Genomic DNA, 16196 nt, shown 5'->3' with positions numbered 1-16196 from the left:
GAACGGGCTGCCGAGTCCAGGTGGGGTTGCGTCATGCCGATGTCCGAGTCGAGCCCGGGCGGCCTCCTGACCCGGACGGTCGCCCAGCTCTCGACCGCCCAGAGCATGGACCGGGTCACCGAGATCGTGGCGACCACGGTGCGCCAGATGCTCGGGGCGCAGGGCGCGACGTTCGTGCTGCGCGAGGACGGCCACTGCTTCTACGCGGACGAGGACGCCATCGAGCCGCTCTGGAAGGGTCGGCGCTTCCCGCTCGAGTCCTGCGTGAGCGGCTGGGCGATGCTCAACAAGCAGCCGGTCGCGATCCCCGACATCTACCACGACGTGCGCGTGCCCCTCGACGCCTACCGGCCGACGTTCGTGAAGAGCCTCTGCATGGCGCCGATCCGTACGTCGGACCCGGTCGGCGCGCTCGGCGCGTACTGGAGCGAGCACCACGAGCCCTCCATCGAGGAGGTGCGGATGCTGCAGGTGCTGGCCAACAGCACCGCGGTCGCGCTGGAGAACCTCGAGCTGCGCAGCGCGATCACGCGCCGCAGCGACGAGCGCGACGACCTGGCCGCGCGCGCCCAGGAGCTCGAGTCGGCCATCTACACGCTGGTGCACGACCTGCGCAGCCCGCTCGGAGCGATGATGGGGTACGCCGAGCTGATCGCCGACGACGACCTCCCCGAGGAGAAGCGCCGCGCGTTCGCCGAGACCCTGGTCGAGGCCGGGGGCCGGATGGCCGAGCAGATCGACCAGATGCTCGCGCTCTACCGGGTCACCAACCGCGACCTCGAGCCGGCACCGGTCGACATCACCGCGCTGGCGCGCGCGGTCGGCTCCGACCTGGTCGTCAGTCAGCCCGAGCGCGTCATCCGGGTCGACGTCGAGGACGGCATGCACGCGGTCGCCGACCCGACGCTGGCTCGGATGGTGCTGGAGAACCTGATCGGCAACGCCGTGAAGTACTCCGGCCGCAAGCCCGAGTCCCTCGTCGAGGTCGGGCTGGCCGAGGCCGGTCCGGCGCTGAGCACGTTCTTCGTGCGCGACAACGGCGCCGGCTTCGACGCGGCCGAGACCGCACGCCTGTTCCGCCCGATGACGAGGCTGCACGCCGAGACGGACTTCCCCGGCACCGGCCTGGGGCTGGCGTCGGTGGCGCGGATCGTCGAGCGGCACGGCGGGTCCGTGCGCGCCGAGGGTCAGCGCGACGTCGGCGCGACGTTCTACTTCAGCCTGCCGGTCACCTGACGCTGAACGTCACCCAGGTCGAGCGCAGGCCGAGGACGGCGCGGAACGTGTCGCCCGAGACGGCCACGCTGCCCTTGGTGCCGCGCAGCACCAGCCGGCTGACCCGTCCGCCCCAGTAGCCGTTGCCGTCGCGGTCGGTCACCGTGATCCGGCGCAGGTCGCCGATCGCCGGCCAGGCCTGCTCGAGCCTGCTGTCGTCGACCTTGAGCGACCAGAGGTGCACCGGGTTGCCGGACCAGCCGTCGTACGGGTCGCGCTGGGCGGGCAGGTAGGACATCCCGCCGGCCGCGGTCCAACCGCCGCTGCTCGAGCCGAACTGGGTGAATGCGGGCGCGCCGCCGCTGGTGAGGATCTGGCGCGCGGTCGCCTCGACGGCACGGTTCGAGGCGGGGTGCTCGGCGTCGTACCCGCCGTAGACCTGGCAGGACCAGGTGTCGCAGATCTGGTACGCCGCCGAGCGCGGGTGCTTGCGCTCGTACGACGCGTAGGTGCGGGCCGCGACCGCCTGCGCCTGGACCGCCTGGGCGCTCCAGAGCGCCGGGATCTCGAGCGGGACGACGCCCTTGAGGTAGCTCTCCATGTCGAGCGCGTTCACCGTGACCCGGTCACCGGACGAGGTCACGCCGATCCGGAGTCGACCGCGGTAGGCGCGCTCGCCGGACGGGGTCACCAGCGTGATCGGCTCGTTGCTGGCGTAGAACTCCCCCTGGCCCTTCAGCTCGCGCCACGGGTGCCAGCCGCGGAGCTGGTAGGAGACCCGGTTGACCCCGTCGCGACCGACTGCGACCCGCCACCGGACCGCGCCGTTGTCCGGCAGCGCGACCCGCTCCTGGGAGGCCGTGTCCCGGACGGTCAGGCCCGACCGGGGCCGGACCACGAGGTCGTCGGTGGTGTCGGCGCTCAGCAGGACCGTGATGCCGCGAGCGCTCCTCCCCCAGGCGGTGCCGGGGTAGTAGAACTCCGCGATCTGGCGGTAGGTCAGGCCGGCGCGGGCCGCGCCCTCGGCGCCGTACTGCGACATGCCGTGGCCGTGGCCGTAGCCGCGCCCCTTGATGGTCACGGTCGCGTCGGCGGGGACCGACCAGTCGTCGGCGGCCGCCGCGCTCACCGGCGTGGCCAGGCCCAGGGTCGAGGCCAGCGTCGCTGCGAGCGCGGCGGAGAGCAGGACCGTCAGCGCGCGCATGGACCAATCGCATCACCCGTCACAGCGGCCCCGCAACGAAACAGGGGTAACTACAGATCTGTAGTTTCAGTGCACCGTCAGGGTGAGCCAGTCCGACTGCAGGCCGAGCTCACCGTAGAACTCGGATCCCTCGAGGGTCTCGGCTCCCTCGTCGCCCGTCAGCGTGACGGAGAGGACCCGGCCGCCCCACGCGCCGTTCCCGTCGCGGCTGGTGATCTCGATGCGCTCCAGGTCGCCGAGCCCGGGCCAGTGTCCCTCGATCTCGGAGTCCGTGAAGTCCACCGGGCCCCAGGTGTCGTCGTCCCAGGCGTCCTCCTGCGCGATGAGGTACGGCTCGTCGCCGGCAACCGTCCAACCACCGTTGCTGGCGGTGAACTCGGTGAACGCCGGCTGTCCGTCGTAGGTGAGGATCTCACCGGCGGTGGCGGCCACGGCCTTGTCGGAGGCGGGCCACTCGCGGTCCACGCCGAGGTACCGCTGGTAGCCGATCGTGTCGTCGAGGTCGTACGGCTTGTCCTGGCGGGTCGACCGCTTGAGCGCCGCGTAGCTGCGCGCGGCGACCGCCTGGGCGCGCTGCGCCTGCTGCGGCCACTGGGAGGCGACCACCTCGGCCGGGACCACGCCGCGCAGGTAGCTCTCCATGGGGAGCACGTTGATCGCCATCCGGTTGCCGGGCCTCGACGGCACCGATCGGATCAGGCCGCGGTAGCGCGCCGGCCCGGTCTGGGTGTCGAGCGTGATCGGCTTGCCCTTCGCCGCGAACTGCAGCGTGCCGGAGACGGTGCGGTAGGCGTGCCAGCCGGCCTGGCGGTACTGCAGGACGCTCCGTGCGTCCCCCTTCGGGACGATCCGCCAGCGCTGGGCGCGCGGCTTCGCCTTCGTGAGGTCCCAGCTCTTCGCCCCCGCACGTGCCGTCAGACCGCGCTGGGGGTGGACCTGGACGGTGTTGTCCAGGTCGCCCCTGCTGAGGAAGATCCGGACCTGCCCGGCCGCCGTGCCCCGGTCCGTGCCCGGGTAGTAGAACCCGAGGATCTGCCGGTAGCCGACGCCATCCTCGGCGGCCTGCTGGGCGCCCTGCTGCGACATCCCGCGACCGTGGCCGGCGCCGCGACCGTCGATGGTGATCGTCGCGCCGTCCGGGACGTCGACCGGTTCGTCGGCGATCGCCGGCGCCGCCGTGGCGACGAGGACGGTGACGCTGGCGGTCACGGTGGCAGCAGCAAGCCGGCCGAGCATGGGGCCTCCCGAGAGGTCAGACGTGGTGGAGCCGGCGAGCAGCCTCCGCGATCGAGCCACTCATCGACGGGTACACGGTAAAGGCCTGCGCAAGCTGGTCGGCGGTCAGCGACTCCGCGACCGCGATCGACACCGGGTGGATCAGCTCGCTGGCACGCGGGCCGACGACCACGCCGCCGACGACGATGCCGGTGCCGGGACGGCAGAGCAGCTTCACGAAGCCGTCGCGGACGCCCTGCATCTTCGCGCGCGGGTTGCCCGACAGCGGCAGCATCACGACCTCGGCCTGCATCTCGCCGGCGTCGACCGCCTGCTGCGACCAGCCCACGGTGGCGATCTCGGGCGCGGTGAACACGTTCGACGAGACCTTCTTCAGGTCCAGCGGGTGCACGGTGTCACCGAGGAAGTGCCACATCGCGATCCGGCCCTGCATCGCCGCGACGCTGGCGAGCATCAGGACGCCGGTGCAGTCACCCGCGGCGTACACCCCGCGCGCGGCCGTGCGCGACACGCGGTCGACGTACACGAAACCGCCGTCGTTGAGCACGACACCGGCCTCCTCGAGGCCCATGTCGGCGGTGTTCGGGATCGAGCCGAGCGCGAGGATGCAGTGCGAGCCCTCGACGGTGCGGCCGTCGGTGAGCGTGACCGTCACGGTGTCGCCGGTGCGGGTCACCGACTCCATGCGGGACTTGGAGAGCACGTTCATGCCGCGGCGCTTCAGCACGTCCTCGAGCACGGCCGACGCGTCGGCGTCCTCACCCGGCAGCACGCGGTCGCGGCTGGAGACCAGCGTGACCGGGATGCCGAGGTTGAGGTAGGCGCTGGCGAACTCCGCGCCGGTGACGCCCGAGCCGACGACGATGAGGTTCGTCGGCACCTCGGTGAGGTCGTAGACCTGCTCCCAGGTGAGGATCCGCTCGCCGTCCGGCTGCGCGGTCGGCAGGGTGCGCGGTGCGGCGCCGGTCGCGAGCAGGATCGCGTCGGCGTCGAGCGTCTGCTCGGTGCCGTCGGCCGACGTGGCGACCACGCGGCCCGGTCCGTCGAGGCGGCCGCGGCCGTGGACGATGTTCACCCCGTCGCGGGTCAGCCGGCGCTCGATGTCGGAGGACTGGTCGGTGGCGAGCTGCTTGACCCGGGCGTTGACCTTCGCCAGGTCGACCCGGATCGAGGTCGCGGCGTCGCCCTCGTTGTCGAGGAAGCTCACGCCGAGCTCGGAGGCCTCCGAGAGCTCGCTCATCACCTCGGCGGTGGCGATCAGGGTCTTGCTCGGCACGCAGTCGGTGAGGACCGCGGAGCCGCCGACCCCGTCGCTGTCGACGATGGTGACGTCGGCACCGAGCTGAGCGGCCACGTGCGCGGCCTCGTAGCCGCCGGGACCGCCGCCGATGATGACGACGCGTTCGGTGCTCATGGGGTTCCTCTTCGTCTCACTGGGTCTCGATACGCCGTGTCGCGGTTTCGTTCCTCAGCCGCGCGGCTACTCGACCTCTTCGGCCGACGCAGCCACCTCGCAAGCTCGGTGCCTGCTGGCCTCAGAGGTTGATCATGTGGCCGGCGATGCCCTCGACGGCTTCCTTCATCGCCTCCGACAGCGTCGGGTGCGCGAACACGTTGCGGGCGACCTCGTCGGCCGTGAGGTCCCACTGCTGGGCGAGGGTGAGCGCCGGGAGCAGCTCGGTGACCTCGGGGCCGATCATGTGGGCGCCGATGATCTCGTTGTACTCCGCGTCCGCGACGATCTTCACGAAGCCGACGCCCTCGGCCATGCCGCGCGCCTTGCCGTTGGCCGAGAACGGGAACGTCGACACCTTGACGTCGTACCCCTTCTCCTTGGCCTGCTCCTCGGAGTAGCCGAACGACGCGATCTGCGGCTGGCAGAACGTTGCCCGCGGGATCATGTCGAAGTTGATCTCGACGGTCTCGGCGCCGGCGATGGTCTCGGCGGCGACCACGCCCATCGCCTCGGCGGTGTGCGCGAGCATCAGCTTCCCGGTGACGTCACCGATCGCGTAGACGTTGTCGACGTTGGTGCGGCCGCGCGCGTCGACCTCGATCGCGCCGCGGTCGGAGACCTTCACGCCGGCGTTCTCGAGGCCGTAGCCGTCGATGCGCGGTGCGAAGCCGAACGCCGCGAGCATCCGGTCGGCCTCGAGCACCTCGCTGCTGCCGTCCTTGCTCACCGTGACCTTGACGCCGCTGCCGGTGTCCTCGACGTTCTCGACCTTGGTCGAGAGGAGCACCTTCACGCCGAGCTTCTTGTACTGCTTGAGCAGCTCCTTCGACACGTCGGCGTCCTCGGTCGGGACCATCCGGTCGAGGAACTCGACGATGGTGACCTCGACGCCGAAGTTGGCGAGCACGTAGGCGAACTCGACACCGATCGCGCCGGAGCCGCCGATGATGACGCTCTTCGGGAGCTGGTCGTCGAGGATCTGCTCCTCGTACGTCACGACGTTCGCGCTCTTGCTCATGCCCGGCAGCATCCGGACCTTGGCGCCGGTCGCGATGATCAGGTTGTCGAAGGTGTGCGTCGACTTGTTGCCCGCGTTGTCGACCTCGATCTCGGTCGGCGACTTGAGCGTGCCCCAGCCGTCGATCTCCTGGATCTTGTTCTTCTTCATCAGGTAGTGGACGCCCTTGGCGCTGGCGTCGGCGACGCCGCGGCTGCGCGCGTGGGTCTTGCCGAAGTCCATCGTCGCGTCGCCGCTGATCCCGAAGACGTCCTTCTCCTTCGTGATGATGTGCGCGATCTCCGCGTTGCGCAGCAGCGCCTTCGACGGGATGCACCCGACGTTGAGGCAGACGCCTCCCCAGTACTTCTCCTCGACGATGCCGACGGTCTGGCCGAGCTGAGCGGCGCGGATGGCAGCGACGTACCCACCGGGGCCGGCACCGAGGACGAGGAGGTTGAAGTGGCTCACGGCCTCCAGCCTACTGAGATGTCCGGCTCATCCCTATTCGCCCATTAGTCTCTGGCTGTGACGTTGTACGCCGCCTACGGGACCAACCTCGATCCCGTCCGGATGGGCGAGCGCTGCCCGCACTCCCCGCTCTCGACGACGGGCTGGCTACAGGGCTGGCGGCTCACGTTCGGCGGCGAGGAGCACGGCTGGGACGGCGCCCTCTCCACGATCGTCGAGGACCCGATCGAGCAGGTCTTCGTCGCTGTGTACGACATCACCCGCGAGGACGAGGCCGCCCTCGACGGCTGGGAGGCCGCCGATCTCGGGCTGTACCGCAAGACCCGCGTCCGCGTCGCGACCCTCACCGGCGAGCTGGTCGTGTGGACCTATGTCCTCGACGCCTACGAGGGCGGCCTGCCCTCGGCGTCGTACCTCGGCGTCCTCGCCGAGGCCGCCGAGGCCGCCGACGCCCCCGCCGACTACGTCGCCGCCCTCCGTCGTCGGCCCTGCCGATCTATCGGGATGTAGCTCGGTCGTTTCTTGCATGAATCCCCGGTCGACCGGGGGTTCTGTCACTTATCGAGGGTTGCAACGGCCGTCAAGTGCGAGGACGGGCCGTCAAGACCAGGTCACGCAGCGATCGACGGCGGGTACAGCGCGTCGCGGATCATGGCCGCGGTCGCGTCCGGCCGGCCCAGGTCGGCCCACACGAGGCGCAGGCAACGCCAGCCTGTGATGCGGCGGATCAGGTCCTCGCGCCGCTTCTCGGCGACGACGACGTCGGAGGCACGCTGCCCGGGCTTGAGCAGCTTCTCGTACTTCACCTTGCCGTCGAACTCCATGAACACGCCCAGCTCCGGCCAAGCGAAGTCGACGGTCGCGACTACCCGGCCCCAAGCGTCCTTGATCTCGTACTGCGGAACCGGCATCGGCAGGCTCCTGCTGAAGCACAGATGGAACGCTCGCGTCTCTCCGATCGACTCGAACCGATGATCAGACAGGCGAAGCACCAGGTCCGTCGGCATCGTGTCCGGCCAGTGCGTCATCAACGCGTACCGCTCAGAGAGCTGGGCAGCGGTCGTCAGCCTGCGGTGCAACAGGTCGCTCACGACACACATGCCGTGCTCGACGTCGCCGAGCGTCGTGGACTCGAGCGCCAGCCGTGTCGGCGTCATCACCGGCACGCCGTTGCGGACCACGACATCACCTGCGATGACCTGGCCACGATGCGGCCGAACGCCGCACTCCCGCCTCCCGATCCTCCCGTCGAGACGCGTCACGTCCACATCGTCGAGTGACAGCCCCCAGGTCGGTGAGTCGAACTCGAGCAGGCCCGAGACGTGCGAGAGCGCGATCTCGGTGCGAGCCTGAGCTAGAACGGCGCGCGCACGAACCGAGTGACGGCCGGCCTCACCCAGGCTCTCCCAGACCGGACCCGCGACGTACGCCCCGCGTCGCGCCTTCGCGAGTACGCCGCCGCGAACCATCGCCGCCAGCCATCGATCCGTGAAGCCGGCGGCGACGTACTCACCCCGCAGCGACACCGTGGTGCGGCGGGCATCGTCGATCGGCCATTCCTCGTGGGGTCGCATCATGCGAGGGGGAATGCCCGGCGCGCTCACTCACGAATCGGCCCCTGACGAGACCTGTGGATACCGCTCCGGGCCGGCCGATTCGCCGCGCACTTGCCGGCCGGTTCCGACGCTTGTCGGGGGTTGCAACGGCCGTCACCGCAGGAATCCCCGGTCGACCGGGGATACCGACGCAGCGCCTAGTCCGGCGCCACCGTGTGGCAGACCGCCTCGACGTTGTTGCCGTCGAGGTCGCGGACGAAGGCGCCGAAGTAGTGGTCGTGGTACTCGGGCCAGTGGCGGGGTTCGTGGAGGACCTCGGCGCCCTGCTCGACGGCCGCGGCGAAGAAGGCTCGCACCGCGTCGGCGGAGGGGGCCGTGAACGCCACGTGGATCTCGCGGTTCGGCCCGGACGCCGGCCCCTCCTCGGGCTGGCGGCCGATCCAGAAGTCGGGCTTGGTGGTGCCGTAGCCGATCGCGACGTCGTAGTCGAGGAGCCGCCGGTGGCCGAGGACGCCGAGGACGGCGTCGTAGAAGATCGCGGAGCGCGCGAGGTCGGCGCAGTTGATGCCCAGGTGATCGATCATGGCCCGATCCTGCACGAGTTCACCGACAACGCACCGCCGCACTATTGTCGGGACGGTGACCGAGGAGAACCCGTACGAACTCGCCGCCCGCGCCGCCGAGAAGCTCGCCGACCTGACCGGAGTCGAGAGCCACGACGTGGCCCTCGTCCTGGGCTCCGGCTGGCTCCCCGCCGTCGACGCGCTCGGTGAGGCGACCGCCGAGATCAGCACCACCGACCTGCCCGGCTTCAGCGCCGCGGCCGTCGCCGGCCACTCCGGCAAGATCCGCTCGATCAGGGCGGGCGACCGCAACCTCCTCGTCTTCCTCAGCCGCACGCACTACTACGAGGGCAAGGGCGTCGCGGCGGTCGTCCACGGTGTGCGTACGGCGGCCCGCGCCGGCTGTCGCGCGATCGTGCTCACCAACGGGTGCGGCGGCCTGCGCGAGACCTGGACGCCCGGCACGCCGGTGCTGATCAGCGACCACATCAACCTGACCGGGAAGTCCCCCATCGTCGGCGCGAACTTCGTCGACCTGACCGACCTGTACAGCAGCCGCCTCCGCACGATGTGCCGCGAGGTCGAGCCGAGCCTCGACGAGGCGGTCTACGTGCAGTTCCCCGGCCCGCACTACGAGACCCCGGCCGAGGTGCGGATGGCCGGGATCATCGGCGGCGAGCTGGTCGGCATGAGCACCACCCTCGAGGCGATCGCGGCCCGCGAGGCCGGCATGGAGGTGCTCGGCATCAGCCTGGTCACCAACCTCGCCGCCGGCATCAGCGACTCGCCGCTCAACCACGCCGAGGTGCTGGAGGCCGGCAAGGCCGCTGCCTCGCGGATGGGCGAGCTCCTGGGCCGGATCGTCCCGCGGATCTGATGCAGGACACCCGCCGCGCGCTGGTCGAGGCCGCGACCGAGGCGTTCGCCGAGCAGGGCGTGTTCACCGCGTCCCTGGTCGAGATCACCCGGCGCGCCGGCCAGCGCAACCGCGGCGCGGTCCACTACCACTTCGGCTCGCGCGAAGGCCTGCTCGTCGCCGTGCTCGAGCAGCACGCCGGCTTCCTCGCCGAGCGCGAGGGCCAGCTGCTGGCCCGGGCCCGCGCCACCCCCGAGGACGACCTGGAGGCGGTCCTCGAGGCCGTCGTCCGCCCGGCGGTCGAGCTCGCCGAGACCGGTCGGTCGGGGCGGCAGTACCTCGTGATCATCGGCGAGCTCGTCGAGGAGTACGACCGGCTCGACGCCGACGTCGACGAAGCACTGCGCGGCACCGGCGGGTACGCCGTCTTCGAGCTGCTCGAGCAGCGCCTGCCCGACCTCGACGAGGCCCTCCGCAACGAGCGGCTGGCGCTGGTCACCGGCTTCATCCTGCGCTCGGTGGCCGACCGGGCCCGCGCCGCGGAGTCCGCCGACCCGGGTCGCGCGCAGCTGCCGACCGAGCGGTTCGTCCGCAACCTGCTCTCGATGGCCGCCGCGATGGCGAACGCTCCGACCGTTGACGCCTAAAACGCACTCTTAGTACGGTCCGCCCATGAGGGCAGTCCGTGTGGTGCGCCATGGTGAGCCGGTCGACGCGATCGAGGTCCGCGACGACGTCGACGTACCCGAGCCAGGACCCGGCCAGGTCCGGGTCGCGGTGTCCGCCGCGTCGCTCAACTTCGGGGACGTCGCGCGCTGCCGCGGCGGCGTCGCGGCGGTGATGGGGCAGCCGCCGTTCACCCTCGGCATGGACGTCGCCGGCGTCGTCGAGGCCGCGGGCGACGGCGCCGAGCGCTGGGTCGGGCGGCGGGTCGTCGGCATCTCCCCGCAGTCCCTCGGCGGGCTCGCCGAGAAGGCGCTGGCCGGCAGCGTCTTCGACGCCCCGCCCGAGCTCGACGACGCGGAGGCCGCGGCGTTCACGCTCCCCTTCCACGTCTCCTACCTCGCCCTGCACGAGCGCGCCGCGCTGCAGGCCGGCGAGACCGTCCTCGTCCGCGGCGGCGCCAGCGCGGTCGGTACGGCGGCGATCCAGCTCGCCAAGGCCGCCGGGGCGACCGTCATCGCCACCGCCGGCGGCCCCGACAAGACCGCACTCTGCGCGGAGCTCGGCGCGGACCTGACCGTCGACCACACCAGCGCGGACGTGTTCGACGCCGTCATGGACGCGACCGGCGACCGCGGTGCCGACGTGATCTTCGACCCGATCGGCGGCGAGCAGACCGAGACGCTGTGGACCTGCGGTGCCCTCGGCGGTCGCTACCTCGCGGTCGGCTTCAACGACGACCCGGAGTCGGGCCTGACCGGCCGCCCGCTGCGCAAGCTCTCGATGGCGAACATGTCCGTGCTCGGCGTGCTGCTCGCCTACCTGGACACCCCGCGCGACTTCCGCCGCTTCGGCATCAACGCGTTCCCGCCCGAGACCGGGGAGCGCGTGCACGCCGCCCTGCTCGACCTGGTCGCGGCGGGCAGCGTGCGCCCGGCGATCGGCCGGCGGATCGGGCTCGACGACGTCGCCGGCGCCCTGAGCGACCACGCCGCGCGCCGTACGACCGGACGCACCGTCGTCGTGCTGGGTTAACCTTCGGGCCGTGCCCCGAATCTCAGGAGACTCCCTCCAGCAGCACCGCGAGCAGCTGCAGCAGCGGGTCTTCGAGGCGTTCGCGGAGCTGATGGCGGAGCGCAGCTTCGACGCGATCTCGATGGCGGCCATCGCCGAGCGCGCGGAGGTCGGGCGTACCTCGATCTACCACCACTTCCCCGACAAGGAGTCGGTCGTGGTGGCGTTCGCGAGCCACGAGACGGAGCAGTACCTCACCCGCCTGCTCGCCTCGCTCACCGAGGCCGACGAGCCGGCCGCGCGGCTGCGGCTCTACATCACCTACCAGCTCTCCGAGAGCGAGCGGTTCCACATGGGCCTCGGCCCTCAGCTGTACGGCTTCCTCGGGCCGGACTCGCGCCAGGCGATCCGCGAGCACGTCGTCGCGGTCGAGGACGTGCTGCGCGGGATCCTCGAGGCCGGCATGGAGAGCGGTGCGTTCACGATCGAGGACGTGCCCGGGACGATGTCCCTGATCCACGCATGCCTGAGCCCGCGGCACCTGCCGGTGAGCACGATCGAGTCGTTCGTGCTGCGCGCGGTCGGCACCGCGGGCTCGTAGGCGCTACTTGACCTTGAGGTTCTGGGTCTTGGTCACGGACGTGTAGGCGGCGTCCGACGGGAGGAACTGCACCTTCAGCTTCCAGGTGCCCTTCACCAGCTTCGGCAGCTTCACCGTGCCGGCGCCGTTCGCGACCTTGCCGGTGAGGTTCTTGGCCTTCTGGCCCTTCTTCGTCAGCACGACGGTCACCTTGCCCTTGGCCGGGGTGTCCGCGCCGGTGACCGTGACCTTGAGCGACCCGGCCTTCTTCGGGGTCGGCGCCTTGGCGACCTTGACGCCGAGCGTCGCCGGGACGGCCAGCTCGGCCCAGACGATCTCGACCGCGGTCTCGGTGTCCTGGCTCGGGTTCGAGTGCGCGTGCGCCTGCCACGTGTAGACGGCGTACTGCTTCGACGGGTTGAGGTACTGGTTCTCCGGGTTCAGGGTCACCGAGAACGTGCCGTCAGCCATCTGCGCGGGCGTGACCCACTCGGCGTCGGCGACCTTCTCCTGGTCCTCGAAGTCGTCGGTCTCCGGGAAGTCGCCGGCCTCGGCGAGCGCGACGTACACACCCGCGTCGCCGGGGTTCGTGACGGCCGCGAAACCGGTGCCGTCGACGGCGATCAGGGCCCGGTGGCCGTCGTACGTCGTCTCCACCTCGACCGCCGGGGTCGGCTCGGCGACCTCACCAGGCTCCGCCTGAGCCGTGAACGACGCGGGCGCCTTCTTCGGGTCCGAACCAGAACCACTGGCGTAGAAGTGGGCACGAACACCGCTGGTGATCTGCCCGAGGAACGTCGGCGCGAAGGACTTGCCGTCGACCGGCTGGCCGGCCGTGATGCCGAGGGCCTGCGACTCCGCACCCGACGGCAGCACGCCCGCCCAGTCCGGCGTCGCCGCGAGGGATCCGTCACCCCATCCACCAGCGGCGTCGAAGGTCGTGACGATGACGCGCGTCGGGGTGGTGCCGGCAGCCGGACCACCCGACGGGGCGTCCCACCCGGAGACGACGGCCGTGATCTCGCCGTTGCCCTGCTCGTCGATCGTGACGGCCGGTTCGGCGATCTTCACCTCGTAGAAGGTCTGGAACGACGCGGCGACGGCACCGTCGTACTGCACGGTCCCAGCACCCGTCTCCGGGTCGAACGAGCCCTCGCCCCCGGGGAAGGTGATGACGCCGGACGAGTCCTCGGTCGCTCCCCCGGTGAGGGCATGGGTCGAGAGGTGGTCGTCCAGCTGCTGGGAGATCTCCCAGGTGAACGACAGTTCGGCGGCCGAGGCGGGCTGCGCGGCGACGCCGACGAGCCCGGTCGAGGCCAGGGAGAGCGCGGCCACGGCGGCCACGCGACGAGCGAGGGTCATCGAGATTCCTTCCGGAAGGGGATCAGCAGGGTGAGCGCGGCGGCAAGCAGCAGGCCGGCTCCGAGCCACCAGATGGGGGTGGGGTCAGTGGGTTCGTCGGTGGTGGCCGCGGCGACCGGCGCGGGCGCGGCGACCAGCTGGGCGGCGACCGGCAGCGGGCCGACGGCGGCGACCGTCGGCGGCGCCGAGACCGTGGGCGGTACGACGGCGGGCGGCGCCGGCTGGACGACCGGGTCGGGCTGCGCGGTGACCGTCACGGTCACCGGCGGCGGCACGACCGGGTTCTCGATCGGCTCCTTCGTCGGCTCGGCGGTCGGCGTCGGCTCGGGCTGCTCGACGGCGGCGTCGAAGCCGACGCTGAGCGGCAGCGCGACCTTGAACGGGTCGGTCGCGGCGCCGCTCGACAGCCAGAACGGCGCCGTACCGAGCCGGTCCATGTAGTCGACGAAGCTCTGCGGGAACGAGCCGGAGTACCGGTCGCCGGTGACCTGGCCCAGGCCGTCGACCTTCACGCCGAGGTACGCCGGCGTCACGGTCAGCCCGCGGTCGTCGGACAGGTCCACGTCGGGCAGGTCGGCGAGCGTCACGGTCTCGGGCTCGACCGGCTCCCAGATCTCGGGGTCCTCGACCGAGGAGGCGTAGCCCTGCACCGTGGCGGTGAGGGTGCCGCGCCCGTCGGCGACGTCGAGGACCGGGTCGGAGACGTGGAACATCGACATGCCGGAGTAGTAGAGGACCGTCAGGTCGCCGTCCCACTCGACGTGCGCGGTGCCCGCCTCGGCGTCGACCTCACCGGTCCCGCCGGAGACCACGAAGCGGTGGTTGCTGAAGACGCCCGCGGTCGGCGAGCCGAGCCGCTCGCCGTTGCTGTCGGTGGAGAGGCCGGCCCACGTCGCCTTGCGCCACGTGGAGCCGTCCCACTTCTGGATCTGGACCCGGCCCGCGGACTGCTTCCACCGCCCCTGCGGGATCGTCTCGCCGCCCTGGCCCGGGTCGGGCACGCGGCCCGCGGAGAAGAAGTTGTAGGTGCGCGGGGCGTAGGCGCGGTTGCTCGACTCGTTGTTGATGCCCCAGCGCAGCACGGCGTCGTCGAGCTGCACGGCCCCCGACGGCTCGTCCTCGGCCATCGCCGGTACGCCGACCAGCAGGCCGGTCAGGAGCATGACGGCTGCGGCCGCCACCCGGTCACGCCGCACGACGACTCCCCCGGTAGCGCAGGAACAGCCGCGCCAGGGCGACGACCAGCACCAGGGCCGCGGCGCCCGCGAACAGCCAGGCCACGCGCAGCTCGTCGTCGCTCGCAGCGGCCTCGGTGGTCGGGTGCTCGACGGTGGACGCGACGACCGCGAACTGCACCGACGGCGCGTCGCTGACGCCGAACAACCGCAGCTCGTGGGTGCCCGCGCCCGTCGCGGCCGGCAGCGTGATCACGCCGGCGAGCGTGCCGTCGGGGCCGACGAGGAACGGGCCGGCGCCCGCGGCACCGTCGTCGAAGACCGCGGAGACCTGCACACCGGGCGGCAGCCCGGAGGCGGTGAACGCCAGCACGTTGCCGGCCACCGCCGACTCGCGGTCGACCTCGAGCGTGGCCGGGCCGGTGGACACCGGTGCGGACTCGCCTGCGGTCGGCGCCTCGGGGTCCGCGGTCTGGGACGGGTCCGCCGTCGCGGTCGGCGTGGCCGACGAGGTCGAGGTCGGCTTGCTCGCGGTGCCGATGCTGACCGGGGTGAACGTCTCGTTGTTGCCGTTGGCGACGCCGTGCGCACCGACGGTGATCACGCCGCAGGTGACCTCGCGGCAGTCGATCGTCCTCACGTTGCCGGCCCGGTCGTAGGCCTTGAACTCGGCGCCGGGTACGACGAGCTGGGTGGACCAGGAGCCGGACGCGCTCATCACGCCACCGTTCGCCGAGCTCGCGGTGTCCGACCCGGGGAACGCGACGTACCGCTGGAAGCCCTGGTTGTTCTTGGCCTCGCTGTCGGGCACGTAGAAGTAGTCCTTGCCGGTGACGCCGCCCTTGCTGGGCTGCCACCCGGAGCTCACGGTCCCGAAGAACACGTAGACGCCGCCGTGGCCGCCCTTCACCGCCTGGAAGCCGGAGCCGGAGACGCTGATCGTGGTGGCGTACGTCGGGTCGACGGTGCCCGGGTCGACCGAGACGCTGCCGCCGGCGAACGCCGGGGCGGGGACGAGGAGGACGGCGGCGACGGCCGCCGCGAGGATCAGACGGCGGGCCACGGCACCGCTCCCTTCACCCGGACCGGCACGACCAGCAGGTTGCCGTCGTGCTCGATGACGTCGACGGGGTGGGCGTAGACCTCGGTCAGCAGCTCGGCGGTCAGCACCTCGGCCGGCGGCCCGTCGGCGCGTACGGCGCCGTGCGACAGCACGCAGATCCGGTCGGCGTACGCCGCGGCGAGCGACAGGTCGTGCAGCACCACGACGACGCCGGCACCGGCCGCGGCCGCCTCGCGCGCGACCGCGAGCAGCGACTCCTGGTGCCGGATGTCCAGCGCGGCGGTCGGCTCGTCGAGCATCAGCACGGGCGTGGCCTGGGCCAGCAGCCGGGCGAACGACGTCCGCGCCTGCTCACCACCGGACAGCGTCGGGAAGAGCCGGTCCGCGAGCTCGACGACATCGGCGCGCTCCATCGACTCGACCACGATGCGGTCGTCGTCGTCCTCGAGGTCGGTGCGGTGCCAGGGCGTGCGGCCCATCCGGACGACCTCGGAGACGCGGAAGCCGAACGCCAGCCCCTGCTTCTGCAGCTGGACGGCGCGGTGGCGGGCCAGCTCGCGCGCCGGGTACGACCCGAGGTCGCGGTCGTCGATGGTCACCCGGCCCGCGGTCGGCTCGACGTCACCGGCGAGCACGGCGAGCAGCGTGGACTTCCCGGCGCCGTTGGGGCCGACCAGCGCGACCACCTCGCCGGGGCGGACGTCGAGGTCGACGTCGGTGAGGATCGGGGTGCCGTCGAAGGCGACGCTGACGCCGCGGGCGTTGATCGCGCTCATGCGGGGTCC

16 protein-coding genes are annotated in these 16196 nt (G+C 71.6%); 6 read left to right on the top strand and 10 right to left on the bottom strand.

The genetic code is table 11. From position 1 onward, the window contains the following. The first annotated feature begins 39 nt into the window (after positions 1-39). The gene (locus MJ604_RS03560; protein WP_243056920.1) at positions 40-1236 is read left to right on the top strand and encodes an ATP-binding protein; all 1197 of its coding nucleotides are present in this window, start codon (positions 40-42) and stop codon (positions 1234-1236) included. Here MJ604_RS03560 and MJ604_RS03555 read toward each other — a convergent pair. The 4 genes from MJ604_RS03555 to lpdA form a co-directional block, all read right to left on the bottom strand. Beyond that, positions 1229-2419, bottom strand: coding sequence for a SpoIID/LytB domain-containing protein (locus tag MJ604_RS03555; RefSeq protein WP_243056919.1), 1191 nt, complete (start codon positions 2417-2419; stop codon positions 1229-1231). The two genes, MJ604_RS03560 and MJ604_RS03555, sit on opposite strands and share 8 nt — an antisense overlap. 66 nt (positions 2420-2485) lie before the next feature. Beyond that, complete coding sequence (locus tag MJ604_RS03550; protein WP_243056918.1) at positions 2486-3655, bottom strand: SpoIID/LytB domain-containing protein; 1170 nt, start codon at positions 3653-3655, stop codon at positions 2486-2488. Positions 3656-3671: 16 nt separating this feature from the next. After that, positions 3672-5069 (bottom strand): NAD(P)H-quinone dehydrogenase, encoded by a 1398-nt coding sequence (locus MJ604_RS03545; protein WP_243056917.1) that lies wholly within the window; start codon positions 5067-5069, stop codon positions 3672-3674. A 121-nt stretch (positions 5070-5190) separates the two neighbouring features. Further along, positions 5191-6579, bottom strand: coding sequence for a dihydrolipoyl dehydrogenase (lpdA, locus tag MJ604_RS03540; protein ID WP_243056916.1), 1389 nt, complete (start codon positions 6577-6579; stop codon positions 5191-5193). Between the two features lie 57 nt (positions 6580-6636). Here lpdA and MJ604_RS03535 point away from each other — a divergent pair, with 57 nt between their 5' ends. Continuing rightward, positions 6637-7089, top strand: a complete 453-nt coding sequence (locus tag MJ604_RS03535; RefSeq protein ID WP_243056915.1) for a gamma-glutamylcyclotransferase — start codon at positions 6637-6639, stop codon at positions 7087-7089. 101 nt (positions 7090-7190) lie between these two features. On the opposite strand, the gene MJ604_RS03530 is transcribed toward MJ604_RS03535, so the two are convergent. Beyond that, positions 7191-8183 carry a hypothetical protein gene (locus tag MJ604_RS03530; RefSeq protein ID WP_243056914.1) on the bottom strand — a complete coding sequence of 331 codons (993 nt, stop codon included), beginning with the start codon at positions 8181-8183 and terminating at the stop codon, positions 7191-7193. 149 nt (positions 8184-8332) lie between these two features. Further along, the gene (locus MJ604_RS03525) at positions 8333-8719 is read right to left on the bottom strand and encodes a VOC family protein (protein ID WP_243056913.1); all 387 of its coding nucleotides are present in this window, start codon (positions 8717-8719) and stop codon (positions 8333-8335) included. Between the two features lie 55 nt (positions 8720-8774). Between MJ604_RS03525 and MJ604_RS03520 the strand changes: the two genes are divergently transcribed. The 4 genes from MJ604_RS03520 to MJ604_RS03505 are packed head-to-tail and all read left to right on the top strand — an operon-like array spanning position 8775 to position 11832. Then, positions 8775-9575 (top strand): purine-nucleoside phosphorylase, encoded by an 801-nt coding sequence (locus MJ604_RS03520; RefSeq protein ID WP_243056912.1) that lies wholly within the window; start codon positions 8775-8777, stop codon positions 9573-9575. Then, positions 9575-10201 (top strand): TetR/AcrR family transcriptional regulator, encoded by a 627-nt coding sequence (locus MJ604_RS03515; RefSeq protein WP_243056911.1) that lies wholly within the window; start codon positions 9575-9577, stop codon positions 10199-10201. The genes MJ604_RS03520 and MJ604_RS03515 overlap by 1 nt, the downstream gene beginning before the upstream one ends. 25 nt (positions 10202-10226) lie before the next feature. Then, the gene (locus MJ604_RS03510) at positions 10227-11252 is read left to right on the top strand and encodes an NADPH:quinone oxidoreductase family protein (RefSeq protein WP_243056910.1); all 1026 of its coding nucleotides are present in this window, start codon (positions 10227-10229) and stop codon (positions 11250-11252) included. A 10-nt stretch (positions 11253-11262) separates the two neighbouring features. Beyond that, positions 11263-11832 carry a TetR/AcrR family transcriptional regulator gene (locus MJ604_RS03505; RefSeq protein ID WP_243056909.1) on the top strand — a complete coding sequence of 190 codons (570 nt, stop codon included), beginning with the start codon at positions 11263-11265 and terminating at the stop codon, positions 11830-11832. A 3-nt stretch (positions 11833-11835) separates the two neighbouring features. Here MJ604_RS03505 and MJ604_RS03500 read toward each other — a convergent pair whose 3' ends face one another. From MJ604_RS03500 to MJ604_RS03485, 4 genes are read right to left on the bottom strand one after another with little or no spacing between them, the layout of a single operon-like run. Continuing rightward, the gene (locus MJ604_RS03500) at positions 11836-13173 is read right to left on the bottom strand and encodes an HtaA domain-containing protein (protein WP_243056908.1); all 1338 of its coding nucleotides are present in this window, start codon (positions 13171-13173) and stop codon (positions 11836-11838) included. Then, entirely contained in the window at positions 13170-14369 is a 1200-nt protein-coding gene (locus tag MJ604_RS03495) for an HtaA domain-containing protein (RefSeq protein WP_243056907.1), read from the bottom strand. The genes MJ604_RS03500 and MJ604_RS03495 overlap by 4 nt, the downstream gene beginning before the upstream one ends. Next, a complete protein-coding gene (locus MJ604_RS03490) occupies positions 14359-15411 on the bottom strand; it encodes a hypothetical protein (protein WP_243056906.1) in 1053 nt (350 codons plus the stop codon). The genes MJ604_RS03495 and MJ604_RS03490 overlap by 11 nt, the downstream gene beginning before the upstream one ends. Next, complete coding sequence (locus MJ604_RS03485) at positions 15396-16187, bottom strand: heme ABC transporter ATP-binding protein (protein ID WP_243056905.1); 792 nt, start codon at positions 16185-16187, stop codon at positions 15396-15398. The genes MJ604_RS03490 and MJ604_RS03485 overlap by 16 nt, the downstream gene beginning before the upstream one ends. Between the last annotated feature and the right edge of the window lie 9 nt (positions 16188-16196).

It is taken from the genome of Nocardioides sp. SR21, assembly GCF_022761125.1.
Lineage (GTDB): Bacteria > Actinomycetota > Actinomycetes > Propionibacteriales > Nocardioidaceae > Nocardioides.
The sequence above is the reverse complement of the archived record's forward strand: the minus strand, read 5'-3'. Positions and strand labels throughout refer to the sequence as shown.

Excerpts from the sequence above, each read along its gene's own strand:
- MJ604_RS03560 (WP_243056920.1), top strand. The coding sequence starts at position 40 with ATGTCCGAGTCGAGCCCGGGCGGCCTCCTGACCCGGACGGTCGCCCAG.
- MJ604_RS03555 (WP_243056919.1), bottom strand. The coding sequence starts at position 2,419 with ATGCGCGCGCTGACGGTCCTGCTCTCCGCCGCGCTCGCAGCGACGCTG.
- MJ604_RS03550 (WP_243056918.1), bottom strand. The coding sequence starts at position 3,655 with ATGCTCGGCCGGCTTGCTGCTGCCACCGTGACCGCCAGCGTCACCGTC.
- MJ604_RS03545 (WP_243056917.1), bottom strand. The coding sequence starts at position 5,069 with ATGAGCACCGAACGCGTCGTCATCATCGGCGGCGGTCCCGGCGGCTAC.
- MJ604_RS03525 (WP_243056913.1), bottom strand. The coding sequence starts at position 8,719 with ATGATCGATCACCTGGGCATCAACTGCGCCGACCTCGCGCGCTCCGCG.
- MJ604_RS03515 (WP_243056911.1), top strand. The coding sequence starts at position 9,575 with ATGCAGGACACCCGCCGCGCGCTGGTCGAGGCCGCGACCGAGGCGTTC.
- MJ604_RS03510 (WP_243056910.1), top strand. The coding sequence starts at position 10,227 with ATGAGGGCAGTCCGTGTGGTGCGCCATGGTGAGCCGGTCGACGCGATC.
- MJ604_RS03500 (WP_243056908.1), bottom strand. The coding sequence starts at position 13,173 with ATGACCCTCGCTCGTCGCGTGGCCGCCGTGGCCGCGCTCTCCCTGGCC.
- MJ604_RS03485 (WP_243056905.1), bottom strand. The coding sequence starts at position 16,187 with ATGAGCGCGATCAACGCCCGCGGCGTCAGCGTCGCCTTCGACGGCACC.